This window comes from Streptomyces shaanxiensis (assembly GCF_039537145.1).
GTDB classification, from domain to species: Bacteria; Actinomycetota; Actinomycetes; order Streptomycetales; family Streptomycetaceae; genus Streptomyces; species Streptomyces shaanxiensis.
This window is the reverse complement of sequence record NZ_BAAAZY010000007.1, coordinates 568,680-581,125: the sequence shown is the minus strand read 5'-3', so window position 1 is coordinate 581,125 and position 12,446 is coordinate 568,680. Positions and strand designations below refer to the sequence as shown.

General features: G+C 70.0%; 9 protein-coding genes and 1 pseudogene. 7 read left to right on the top strand and 3 right to left on the bottom strand.

Annotated features, from left to right (window positions below):
* Positions 1-911 (top strand): annotated as a pseudogene (locus ABD932_RS11735) (serine/threonine protein kinase); the annotation flags it as partial.
* Between the two features lie 106 nt (positions 912-1,017).
* On the opposite strand, the gene ABD932_RS11730 reads toward ABD932_RS11735, so the two are convergent.
* Positions 1,018-2,493: an amino acid permease gene (locus ABD932_RS11730; RefSeq protein ID WP_345011458.1), complete on the bottom strand. Its 1,476-nt coding sequence runs from the start codon at positions 2,491-2,493 to the stop codon at positions 1,018-1,020.
* A gap of 217 nt (positions 2,494-2,710) precedes the next feature.
* On the opposite strand from ABD932_RS11730, the gene ABD932_RS11725 reads away from it, so the two are divergent.
* The gene (locus ABD932_RS11725; RefSeq protein ID WP_345011456.1) at positions 2,711-3,196 is read left to right on the top strand and encodes a ribose-5-phosphate isomerase; all 486 of its coding nucleotides are present in this window, start codon (positions 2,711-2,713) and stop codon (positions 3,194-3,196) included.
* Between the two features lie 460 nt (positions 3,197-3,656).
* The gene (locus tag ABD932_RS11720) at positions 3,657-4,466 is read left to right on the top strand and encodes an Fpg/Nei family DNA glycosylase (RefSeq protein WP_345011454.1); all 810 of its coding nucleotides are present in this window, start codon (positions 3,657-3,659) and stop codon (positions 4,464-4,466) included.
* Positions 4,467-4,621: 155 nt separating this feature from the next.
* Here the strand turns inward: ABD932_RS11720 and ABD932_RS11715 are convergent, their stop codons facing one another.
* Complete coding sequence (locus ABD932_RS11715) at positions 4,622-5,878, bottom strand: GNAT family N-acetyltransferase (RefSeq protein WP_345011452.1); 1,257 nt, start codon at positions 5,876-5,878, stop codon at positions 4,622-4,624.
* A gap of 162 nt (positions 5,879-6,040) precedes the next feature.
* Here ABD932_RS11715 and ABD932_RS11710 point away from each other — a divergent pair, with 162 nt between their 5' ends.
* Together ABD932_RS11710 and ABD932_RS11705 are read left to right on the top strand one after the other, a co-directional pair.
* Positions 6,041-7,222 carry a SpoIIE family protein phosphatase gene (locus tag ABD932_RS11710; RefSeq protein ID WP_345011450.1) on the top strand — a complete coding sequence of 394 codons (1,182 nt, stop codon included), beginning with the start codon at positions 6,041-6,043 and terminating at the stop codon, positions 7,220-7,222.
* Positions 7,223-7,734: 512 nt separating this feature from the next.
* Positions 7,735-8,208 (top strand): HD domain-containing protein, encoded by a 474-nt coding sequence (locus ABD932_RS11705; protein WP_345011448.1) that lies wholly within the window; start codon positions 7,735-7,737, stop codon positions 8,206-8,208.
* A gap of 33 nt (positions 8,209-8,241) precedes the next feature.
* On the opposite strand, the gene ABD932_RS11700 is transcribed toward ABD932_RS11705, so the two are convergent.
* Positions 8,242-9,444 (bottom strand): acyltransferase family protein, encoded by a 1,203-nt coding sequence (locus ABD932_RS11700; protein WP_345011446.1) that lies wholly within the window; start codon positions 9,442-9,444, stop codon positions 8,242-8,244.
* Between the two features lie 562 nt (positions 9,445-10,006).
* Between ABD932_RS11700 and ABD932_RS11695 the strand changes: the two genes are divergently transcribed.
* Both ABD932_RS11695 and ABD932_RS11690 read left to right on the top strand, forming a co-directional pair.
* Positions 10,007-10,201 (top strand): hypothetical protein, encoded by a 195-nt coding sequence (locus ABD932_RS11695; protein WP_030044846.1) that lies wholly within the window; start codon positions 10,007-10,009, stop codon positions 10,199-10,201.
* A 91-nt stretch (positions 10,202-10,292) separates the two neighbouring features.
* Complete coding sequence (locus ABD932_RS11690; protein WP_345011441.1) at positions 10,293-12,434, top strand: protein kinase domain-containing protein; 2,142 nt, start codon at positions 10,293-10,295, stop codon at positions 12,432-12,434.
* The last annotated feature ends 12 nt before the right edge of the window (positions 12,435-12,446 follow it).

Genomic DNA, 12,446 nt, shown 5'->3' with positions numbered 1-12,446 from the left:
CCACCACCCCACCCCCCGGGGCCCCGCCCTCTTCCTCCTCCACCGAACTCGCCTCCGAACCCCGCTCGGAGGCACGCTCCGAAACCCCGGCCGGCGACTCCCGTGGCCGCGCTCCCGGCAACGTCCGCGGCCCCGCTCCCCACCGCCCCGGCGTCTCCCTGTCCCGCGCCGAAGCGGTGACCGAGCGGCGGCCGGTCCCGGAGACGGAGCTCGCGCCCGGCGCGGCACGGTCGTACACCCCTATGCCACCCGGCGAACTCCCCGGCCCCCCGGTCCCGGCCGACCCCCGGCGCGGACGCCGCCGTACGGGACGTATCGCCGTCGCCGTCGGTGCCGTCGCCGCGGGCGCTGTCGTGGCGGTCGTGCTGGCGACCGACTTGGGGTCGCCGGGCGGCGGCGAAGCCGGCTCGTCGCCGTCCGCCTCGGCCGCGTCCACCCCCTCCACGGGCCCGTCGTCCACGGTCGAGGGCACGTCGAGGCCGCAGAGCCTGCCGCCCGGGTCGCGCAGGGAGGCGGGCGGGTTCGCGTGGGTGCCGCCCGAGGGCTGGCGGCGTGACGTCAAGACGGGGTCGGAGGTGCACTACACGTCACCGGACGCCAAGCAGGAACTCGCCGCCAAGTCGTCCCTGGCCCGCGACGACTTGATGGACTCCTGGCAGAAGTCGGAGGAGAACGCCCGGCAGGGTCAGCAGTACCGCAAGATCCGCCTGGAGCGGACGACGTTCCGCGGGCACCCGGCGGTCGTCTGGGAGTACACCTTCACCCTCCAGGGCGCCCCCTGGCACGCCCGGCTGCTGGGCTTCACCGTGGAGGGCAAGTCGTACCAGATCAACACGTGGTACCAGCCGGACATCGAGGCCGAGGCCCTGAAGACGTACGAGAAGGTGAGGGACAGCTTCACGGTGCTGTGACCGGTCGAATGTTCCCGGAAACAGGGGAGGGGCGGTGGGGTGCACACGGCACCCCACCGCCCCTCCGCGGGAACTCGACGGGCCCTCGACGGGCCGGCGTTCGTTCTCAGCCGGTCTTGACCTCGTCGCGCGGTTCGACCGGGGCGGCGGCCTCGACACCCGCGGCGCGTCCACGCCCGACCTTCTCCTTCACGAAGGCGGTCACCAGCACGAGCGCCGCCACGAGGAGCGACAGCAGCACGGTCTTGCGGCCGTCGTGCTCGGTGTCGGTGAGCATGTAGCCGAGGACGAAGACGATCAGCGCGGCCGTCGCCCAGGTCAGGTACGGGTACAGCCACATCTTCACGACGAGCTTCTCCGGCGCCTCGCGCTGGATGATCTTCCGCATACGCAGCTGCGAGAAGCAGATGACCAGCCAGACGAACAGGGCGACCGCGCCGGAGGAGTTGACGAGGAAGAGGAAGACGGTCTTCGGGTAGGCGTAGTTGAAGAACACCGCCACGAATCCGAAGACGACGGAGGCCAGGATCGCCGTACGCGGCACGCCGTTGCCGGTCGTGCGGGCGAAGGACTTCGGCGCGTCACCGCGCTGGCCGAGGGAGAAGGCCATGCGGGAGGCGGTGTAGAGGCCGGAGTTGAGACAGGACAGCACCGAGGTCAGCACGATGAAGTTCATGATCTGACCGGCGTGCGGGATGCCGAGGGAGTCGAGGGCGGCGACGTACGAGCCGTCCTTGGCGATCGCCTTGCTGTCCCAGGGCAGCAGGGACACCACGACGAAGATCGAGCCGAGGTAGAAGACGGCGACCCGCCAGATGATGCTGTTGGTGGCCTTGGTGACGGCCTGCTGCGGGTTCTCGGACTCACCGGCGGCCAGGGTGGCGATCTCGCTGCCCATGAAGGAGAAGACGACCAGCAGCACACCGGTCAGGATGGCACCGGCACCGTTGGGCAGGAATCCGCCGTGTTCGGTGAGGTTACTGAGCCCGGCCTGGTCGCTGTCGACGCCCGGCAGCAGCCCGAAGACGGCCAGCCCGCCGATGACGATGAACGCGGCGATCGCGACGACCTTGATGCCGGCGAACCAGAACTCGAACTCGCCGTAGGAGCCGACGGAGACGAGGTTGGTGGCGGTCAGCACCACCATCACGATCAGGGCCCAGCCCCACTGCGGTACGGCCGGGATCCAGCCCTCCAGGATCACCGCACCGGCGGTCGCCTCGACCGCCAGCACGACGACCCAGAAGAACCAGTAGAGCCAGCCGATGGAGAACCCGGCCCAGCGCCCGAGCGCCCGGTCGGCGTGCGCGGAGAACGACCCGGACGTCGGGTTGGCCGCGGACATCTCACCCAGCATCCGCATCACCAGCACCACGAGCGTGCCGACGAGGGCGTAGGAGAGAAGGATGCCGGGGCCGGCGGTGGCGATACCGGAGCTGGACCCGACGAAGAGTCCGGCGCCGATGACACCGCCGATGGCGATCATGGACAGATGGCGGTTCTTGAGGCCGGCCTGTAGGCCGTGGCCGCCGGGAGCAGGTCCGGCCGGTCCGGCCGTCTTCTGAGTCGGCTGCGAAGTCATGGAACGGATTTCCTTTGCGCCGTGGGGAGCGGTTCTCGTACGGATGGTGAACGAGCGGTGTACGAGTCGGACCAGTGAATCTGAGGAGAACGGATTCGGGAACCTTTGATTCGGGATTGTTACTTGAGGTTTTCTTGAGCTTCCATAGTTTGCGTCACATGTGACACGGTCGACACCCGGCGCTGCTGCCCTGAAACAGCCGTGTCACACTCGTTCCATGCGCGTGTATCTCGGCTCCGACCATGCGGGCTTCGAACTCAAGAACCACCTCGTCGAGTGGCTCAAGGCGGCGGGTCACGACCCGGTCGACTGCGGCCCCCACATCTACGACGCCCAGGACGACTACCCGCCCTTCTGCCTCCGCGCGGCGGAGCGGACGGTCGCGGACCCCGACTCCCTCGGCATCGTGATCGGCGGCTCCGGCAACGGCGAGCAGATCGCCGCGAACAAGGTGAAGGGCGTCCGCGCGGCACTGGCCTGGAGCGAGGAGACGGCCGCGCTGGGCCGCCAGCACAACAACGCCAACGTCGTCGCGGTCGGCGCCCGCATGCACACGCAGGACGAGGCGACGAAGTTCGTCGAGACGTTCCTGAGCACCCCGTACTCGGGTGACGACCGCCACACCCGCCGCATCGACATGCTGGCCGACTACGAAACGACGGGCGACCTCCCCCCGATCCCGCCGCACCACCCGCAGCAGTAGCGCCCGGGAAGGGACGCCCCGGGGCGACTCCTCGGCGCCGGACCAGGCAAGGTCGGCCCGTCCGGCGTTCGAGGACGAGGCCGCACCGTCCCGAGCCCCCACCCACCCGCAGGGGGCGTCATCTGGGCGGGGGCGACTTCTCGGGGCCGGTTCAGGCAATGTCAGCCGGTCCGGCGTCCGAGGCCAGGACCACACCGTCCCGAACCCCCACCCACCCGCAGGGGGCATCGTCCGGACGAGGGCGACTTCTCGGCGCCGGTCCCGGCATTCCAGCCCGTCCGGCGTTTGAGGACGAGGCCCTTTAAGGGCCGAAGCGGGGGTCTGGGGGCGGCAGCCCCCAGAAGGGCCCCGGGGTCGAAGGGGCGGAGCCCCTGGAGGACGGGACGGGTAGGGGCGGCGGGGGCGAAAACCTGCCGCCCCGCACCCCCACCCACAGACAAAGGACGAAGAAGGAGCCACCGTGCCTGAGGGGCACACCATCCACCGGCTGGCCCAGGACTACGCCGCCGCATTCCTCGGCACGACCCCGAACGTCACCAGCCCCCAGGGCAAGTTCTCGGACGCCGCAGAACTCCTGAACGGCGCCGAACTCACCCACACCGAGGCCCACGGCAAACACCTCTTCCTCGGCTTCCGGGACACCGACTGGATCCACATCCACCTCGGCCTCTTCGGCAAGGTCAACTTCGGCGACGCCCCCGCACCCCCACCCACGGACACCGTCCGCCTCCGCCTGGCGACCAGCACCGCATACGTCGACCTCCGCGGCCCCACCACCTGCGCCCTGATCACCCCCACCGAGAAGCAGGCGATACACGACCGCCTCGGCCCCGACCCCCTCCGCGAGGACGCCGACCCGCACGCCGCGCACCAACGCGTCTCCCGCAGCCGTACGACCATCGCCGCCCTGCTCATGGACCAGAAGGTCATCGCGGGCGTAGGCAACGTCTACCGCGCCGAGGTCCTCTTCCGGCACCGCATCGATCCCTACCGCGCGGGCAAGGACATCACCCCCGCGCAGTGGGACGCCATCTGGACGGACCTCGTCGAGCTCATGCACGAGGGCGTCCGCAACAACCGCATCGACACCGTCCGCCCGGAGCACACCCCGGAGGCCATGGGTCGCCCGCCGCGCGTCGACGACCACGGCGGCGAGGTCTACGTCTACCGCCGGGCCAACCTGCCCTGCCACATCTGTGGCGGCGAGATCCGCACCGCCGACCTCGCCGCCCGCAACCTCTTCTGGTGTCCGGCCTGCCAGACGCCGTAGACGACCCGACTGAGCGTCACCCACGCGCCAGATCGCACCCGCCAGGTCCCACGCGCCAGATCGCACCCGCCAGATCGCACCCGCCAGGTCCCACGCCGCCAGATCCCACGTGCCGGAACCCACGCCGCCAGATCCCACGCGCCAGAACCTCCGCGTCAGAACCCGTGCGGCAACCAAGGCGCCACAGCGGACGCGAACCCCACCGACGCCTCCGCCAACGCCCCCTGCCGAACCTCCCGCACCCGCCCGGCCGCCCCCAGCGCCGTGAGGCTCACGCCACCGAGGTAGGTCGCCCCCAACTCCCGTACGGACAGGGAGAGATCGGCCGCGTCCGTCGTACGCTCGCACGACGCCCCCTTGGCGTCCCCGCTCAGCCGCCAACGCCCGGTGTTCCAGGGGCAGAAGGCATCCTCCACCTCGAACACCACGTCCACCGGCGCCTGATACGTCCGCGCCCCAAGCGCCGCCCCGACGTCCACCAGCCGCACATGCAACCCGTCCCGCACCCGCACCGCGCACCGCCGGATGTCGGACACCTGGTGCTGCCACGCCTCGTCCAACGGACGCGCGCGTGCCGTCACCGTGGACGTCAGGTCGATGCCGAACAGGAACCGCCACAACGCGGCCTGCGCCACCGGGTCGAGGGCCTGTACGTCCCGCAGATTCACGGCACCCTTGGGCCCGTTGCCGTCCCACTCCGGCTTGACGTGGAAGCGCGCGTACCCGACCACCTCGCCGTCCCGCTCCGCCAGCACGCACTGCAGCGGCGACGCGCCATCCCGGTCGCTCTCCGGGTCGAGCACCCCGAGCCGCTCCCAGCCGGGCTGCCGGGCGAGCATTCCGGGCCGGTCGCCCACCTTGCGCGCGTACACGGCCTCGCAGACGTCGAGGACGTCGGCCGGTACGGCGTAGCGCAGCCGTACGTCGTCGGTGCCGGGCGGCACGGACAGCCGGACGCGGGTCGTGTCGATCTCGACGCTCGCCTGGAAGGTGCCGACGCCGTAACCGAACCGGCCGTAGATCTCCGGCTCGGAGGCGGTCAGAACGGCCAGCGGCCAGCCCCATTCGCGTACGTCGTCCAGCTGCCGCCGCATCATCGACCGCAGGACGCCGCGCCGACGGTGCGTGGCGGCGACGCTGACCATGGTCACACCGGCGGCCGGGACGGAAGCGCCGCCGGGCACCGTGAGCCGGAAGCTGAACACACCGGCCGTTCCCACGCACGCGTCCCCGTCCCAGGCGCCGATGGAGCGGTCGACCTCGGTGAGCGCGTCCCACAACTCCCGCTCCTCGGCCGACTCCGCGACGCCACCGAAGGCGCGGATGAGCGTGTCGTACCAGATGCCCCACTCGTCCTTGCGCAGCACCCGCAGCTCGGGACGGTCGGCCTCGCTCGCACTGTCTTTCGCCATGAACCATGCCTACCAGGGCATTGCGGGACGAGCGAGGGAATTTCTCGTTGGCGGCGGCGAGACCCCTTTCTGTGAAGTTCACTGTGAAGTTGAACCTCGGACGGGGGACAAGTGGGACCTCCCGTGCCAAGCAGCTGGTCCGATGGATAGGGTCCCGAACTAATGGCAGCAGGACGAGAGCGGCGCACGGCGGCCGAGACGTTCATGGCCCGGTTGAAGATGCACTGGCACCGGGCCCGCGTCGGCGTGCGCAGAAGTGCCGTGGACTACTTCCGCGGCGACGGCTCGGACTGGATCGCGCTGGCCGGCCTGCTCCTTACGGTTCCGCTGATCTGTTCCGTGACCATGGCCAACCCGGTGTGGTTCTCCCCGGCCGCGCTGGTCCTCCCCATCGTCGCGGGCGGGTTGCTGCTGCGCCCGGCGAGCCTGCTGGGCCTGTACGCGGCGGCGGCCACCGCGCTGATCGTGGAGTCGGTGCAGCTGGGCCCGTACACGGAGGGCCCTTCCCGAGTCACCCCGGGCATCGTCCTCGTCGTGGCGGCGTGCGGCTTCTTCGGCCTCCTGATCGCCCAGTTCCGCAGCCGGGTGGGCGTGCCGTGGCGTCGTGGCGGCACGATGCTCTTCGACCTGCGCGAACGCATCCGAGTCCAGAGCAAGCTCCCACAACTGCCCCACGGTTGGCATCGCGAGATGGCCCTGCGCCCGGCGGGCGGCCAGTCCTTCTCCGGCGACTTCGTGGTCGCGGCCCGCACGAACGGCGGCCGCACGCTGGAGGTCGTCCTGACGGACGTGTCGGGCAAGGGCATGGACGCGGCCTCACGCGCCCTCCTCCTCTCGGGAGCCTTCGGCGGCCTCCTGGGCAGCCTTCCCCCGCACGCGTTCCTCCCGGCGGCGAACGGCTACTTGCTCCGCCAGGACTGGGACGAGGGCTTCGCGACCTCGATCCACCTCGTCCTGGACCTGGACTCCGGCGACTACGAGCTCTACTCCGCGGGCCACCCGCCGGGCCTGCAACTGAGCGCGGGCAGCGGCCGCTGGGAGGAGAAGGCCGCCGAGGGCCCTCTCCTGGGCGTCTACGACGGCGCCCAGTTCGACCCGGTGAAGGGCTCGCTCCGCCCCGGCGACGTCCTGATGCTCTTCACCGACGGCCTGGTCGAAACCTCCGACCGCGACATCGTCGAGGGCATAGACCGCCTCACCGGCGAGGCCGACCGCTACGTGGCCGGCGGCTTCCACGGCGCCGCCTGGCACCTCATCGAGGCAGTGGCAAAGGACGTCAACGACGACCGCGCCCTCCTCCTGATCTGCCGAGAAGGCCCAACAGCACAGTCGACACCACGCTGACCTCTTCGCCGGCCCCACGCCGGCCAGCCGCCCTGGCGCCTGAGGACGAGATCGCACCACCCCGAACCCCCACACACCGGGGGCCTGCGCCCCGCCCCCCACCCACCCCTGGCAGCGGCGCCACCTCTGGACGCCGATCCGGGCATTCCATCCGGTCCGGCGTTTGAGGACAGGACCCCACCGTCCCGAGCCCCCACCCACCCGCAGGGGGCGTCATCCGGACGAGGGCGACTTCTCGGGGCCGGTTCAGGCAATGTCAGCCGGTCCGGCGTTTGAGGACAGGACCCCACCGTCCCGAGCCCCCACCCACCCGCAGGGGACGTCATCCGGACGAGGACGACTTCTCGGGGCCGGCCCGTGTTTTTCAGCCCGTCCGGCGTTTGAGGACGAGGCCCCTTAAGGGCCGAAGCGGGGGTCTGGGGGCGGCAGCCCCCAGAAGGCCCCGGGGTCGAAGGGGCGGAGCCCCTGGAGGACGGGAAGGGTAGGGGCGGCGGGGGCGAGACACTGGACCGGTGACCGAGACACCGCAGAAGCATCCGCACAGGCTGACCCTCACCGACGTAGAGGCCATAGCCCGCACAGCCCACGCAACCCAGACCGACAAGGCCGGCCGCCCCTACACCGAGCACCTGAGGGCCGTCGCCGAGGGCGTACGCACACGCGGCGGCGACGACGAGCAGATCGCGGCAGCCTGGCTGCACGACGCCGTAGAGGACGACGCACTCTCCGAACAGTGGCTGGAAGACGCCCCACTGAGCCGCCGCACAAAGGACGTCGTACGCGCCCTCACCAAGCGCCCCGGAGAGCCCCCTGAGGCGTACGCACAACGCATCCTCACCACCCCCGGCGCCCTGCTGGTGAAGGAGGCGGACCTGGCGCACAACGCGGACCCGTCACGCCTCGCGGCCCTCGACGAACCGACCCGGAAACGACTGACCGAGAAGTACGCACGGATGCGCGCACTCCTCGGTCTGGTCGGCGAGTGATCCCGCGGGGGGAACTTCGAGGTTCAGCTCAGATCAGGCGTTGACCTTCTCACGCGCTGTAGCGCCCTCACGCTTCTCCCGCTCACGCGCCAACTGCGCGGCATCCCGCTTGAACGCCCACTCCATCTTCGGCTCCATCGCGAACCGGAACACCCGCTGCACAGGCTTGGTGCACAGCAGCGTGACGCCGATCGCCGCGAGGACGCTGACGAAGATCTCGCCGAGCGGACGGTGCAGCCAGGCGTGGTCGAACCAGCCCTGGTAGTCACCGGCCTTCACGACGAAGCCGTGCAGCAGATAGCCGTACAGCGTGCCCGCACCGAGCGCCGTGAACCACATGTGGCGGCGCGGCACCCAGGCGAAGAAGCACGCCGTCAGCACCAGCGAGCAGCCGAACATCGCCAGCACCATCACCGGCCCGCTCCACCACGGCGCGGCCAGCTCCTGCGCGGCGTCACGGTGGTAGAACCACGCGGTGTTCATACGCGGCACCGCCCACCAGCCGAAGGCCAGCGCCACGGTGAACACCGGCACGGACAGGATCCGCACCGTGCGCGTACGCACCATGTGGAAGTGCTCGGGCTTCATGATCAGACCCAGCACGAAGTACGGCAGGAACTGCAGGACCCGCTGAAGGTCGAGGTCGTCGCCGATCTCCGGGGTGACCGTCGCCGCCATGGCGAGGCCGAGCGCGATCGGCAGCGGCCAGCGCACCATCTTCCAGATGGGGGTGGTCATCCGCCAGATGAACAGCGCGCACAGGAACCAGGTCAGGTACCACGGGTCCAGGAGGCTGATCTCCTGGCCCGGGTCGTCGTCGATCCAGCGCTTGAAGAGCGGATAGGCCGTCTCGAAGACGATGTACGGCACGGCGACGCCGGTGATCAGCCGCTTGAGCCGGCTGGGGGTCGCGTCGAAACTGCGCGAGAAGAAGCCGGAGATGATGATGAACGCCGGCATGTGGAAGGTGTACACGACGGTGTACACGGCCTCCAGGATCCGGCTGTCGCCCTTGATCGGCTCCCAGGCGTGTCCTATGGCGACGAGCACGATCGCCAGGTACTTGGCGTTGTCGAAGAACGCGTCGCGCTGCTTGGCACCGCTGGACGCGGGTCTGTTGTCCGCCTGAGCCTGCTGGCTCTGCGGCGAGCGCGGACTCGGCACTCCGTCCGCCGGCGACTGTGCCGGGGGGAGGGGCGCTCTGTTGTGGCCGTGCGGTCGCAGTGAGTTCGTCACAGACCCTCCCGCGGGAATCCGGGGGAGTCGATCGAGAACCTCGCTGCGCATGCGGGGGACGAGGCGGCGTGGAACATCTGAGGCACCCTAGCGTTGTCTGTGTGATTTCGTAAAACCACCGAGGTCGTTCGCGGTTATTGCGATCGATGACGTGTGTACAGCGAACATGCACCTGCCGGACACCTCTCGGTCACCCGTCTTGTCCGGATTCATCCTGACTAAAAGGTGCATATGGCTAGGAGTTGCTTCCGGTGTAATGATCGAGGAAGCGATCGATGAAGTGATCATCGCGTCGGTAATTCGAAATACCCGCGAACATGTTGTGTGCCAATGGAAACGATCCCGCCGAATTCCTTGTGGGGGTGTCCCGTCGAAAAGCCGTACGGGGCAAGGTGACCGGTCCGGGGCGCGTCGGGCCCGCACGGATCCAGCACAGGTGTGGCGAACGAAACGTCACGTGCCGCATAGCGGAGCCCGGTTGGTGGCACGATGGTTCTGGCGGGGGTGCGCGGGGTTGCATCCCCTGGCCGGGAGAGCGGACCGACCGAGGGTGTGATCTGTTGTGGCCATTTCGCTGTCAGTGGTGCTGCTGTTGGCGATCATCTTGGTAGTGCTGATCCGTGGCGGATCCCTGAAGGCCGGCCCCGCCGTAGTCGCTGTGCTGTTCGGCTTCTTCCTTGCCTCGACGGGCATGGCCGACGACATCCAGCGGTTCCTCAACTCGATAGCGGAGACGATCAACTCCATCCAGTTCTAGGGTCCGTGGGGCGGCCCGGAAGGGTACGGATACCCTCGTTCGTGATCGTCGAACGCTGCGGAACGACGGTGCGGAACGGGGGACGTACGGGATGGCGCTGCGCGAGTCCGACCCGGCGGAAGTGGGCGGCTACCGGATCGAGGACCGCCTCGGCTCCGGCGGCATGGGCGTGGTGTACCTGGCCCGCTCCGCCTCCGGCCGCCGTCTCGCCCTCAAGGTCGTGCACGCGCAGTACGCCGACGACGACGAGTTCCGCACCCGCTTCCGCCGCGAGGTGGCCGCCGCTCGCCGGGTCAGTGGCGCCTTCACGGCCCCCGTCGTGGACGCGGACGCCGATGCGCCGCGCCCCTGGATGGCCACGCTCTACATCCCCGGCGAGGACCTCGGCACCCACGTCCGCCGCCACGGCCCGCTGCCGCTGCCGAAATTGCGTGAACTCGCCGCCGGCCTCTCCGAGGCGCTGCGTGACATCCACCGTGCCGGAATGGTCCATCGTGACCTGAAACCGGCCAATGTGATGCTCGCCGAGGACGGCCCCCGCGTCATCGACTTCGGCATCTCCCGCGCCACCGAGTTCGCGGCCTCCGACGTCCTCACCCAGACCGGCCGCGTGATGGGCACCCCGCCCTACATGTCCCCCGAGCAGTTCTCGTCCCCCCAGGACGTGGGCCCGGCCGCGGACATCTTCTCCCTCGGCTCGGTCGTCGCCTACGCCGCGACCGGCCATGGCCCCTTCGACAGCCCGAGCCCCTATGAGACGGCCATGCGCGTCGTCGACGGCACCCCGGAACTCGACGGTGTGCCGGATGAGTTGCTCCCGTTCGTCCGCCTCTGTCTGGAAAAGCACGCCAAGTCCCGCCCCACGCCGGACGAGTTGCTGGCCCTGCTGCGTGACGGCCGGCTCCCGGAGCCGATACCGGCGGACGAGGGCACCCGCCCCGTACGCGTCCCCAAGCGCCGCAGACGCCTGTGGCCGGCGGTCACCGCCCTGGGGGCCGCGCTCCTCGCCGGCGTCCTCGCCACCACGGTCGCCGTCACCCCCGACGCCGCCGCTCCCGGCGATCTGCCGGCCGGGTGGCAGGCCTGGCAGAAGAAGTCGAGGGACCCGAGCGTCGACAAGGAGCCGGTGGGCCCCAGTAATCCGTTCAACCGCTGTGCTGCCACCGGCAGGTCCCTGGTGTGTGCCGGCGACGACATCATGGCGACCCGCTTCGCCCTCGCCGACGGCCGCAACACCTGGGCCCGGCCCATCGACGAGACGGCGGACGACCTCGGCGGCAGCTCCGGAGGCACGATCATCGCCGCCCGTAGCGGGCGTGTGTACGTCTACGGTGCCGACGACCGGCCCATCGGTGGCGAAGGGATGTCCACGACCCGCTACACGGTCCAGGCCCTCGACGCCGAGTCCGGCAAGGTGATCTGGAAGACCGCCACCGGCGAAGGGGACGCGGCAACGGAGCCGAACAGCGACCGCGGCGCGTCCGTCGCCCTGCCCGACGGCGTCATCGCCACCTACGGCGACGAGTCGAAGTACTACGCGCTGCTCGGCGCCGACGACGGCAAGGTCCGCTGGAAGCGCCCGCTGCCCGACCCGGAGGACCAGCCCTGCCTGCTGCGCAGCGCAGCCCGGCACGCGTACCTGGTCTGCGCGGTCTTCACCGGTACCGACATCACCAGCACGAGCATCTCGCAACTCGACCCGGCCACAGGACGGCCCGGCTGGACCGTGAGGGTGAAGGGCGACCTGGACATCGCGGGACAGACGAACGGACGCCTCGTGCTGGCCCGCGCCCTCGGCACCCACCGCACGTTGACCCTGATCAACGCCAAGTCGCACGTCCTGACGACCGTAAGGCTGTCCGAGGCCCAGCCGGAGGAATCGTCCGTCCACCTCGTGCGCGGCACCCTGTACTTCACGCTCCCTGCCGGCAGTGTTCGCGCCGTCGATCCGAGCACGGGACGCCAGCTCTGGAAGACCGACTCCACGGTGGAGAAGTCGGGACCCCCGGTCGCCTCCGCCACCCGTCTCTATCTCGGTTCCCCCAGCGGCCGCGTCGCCGCCATCGACGTGCGCACCGGAAAGGTCCAGGCCACCCGCGCGGGCCGCGACGACGGCGGCGACCTCGATCTCCTCACCACCGGCATCACCGCCCCGCCCGTCCTGGTCGGCGACGCGCTCTACGTCCCGTACGGCGTCCGCTCCGTCTACACCGTGGACGTGAGGCACCTGTGAACCGGGCCGCTG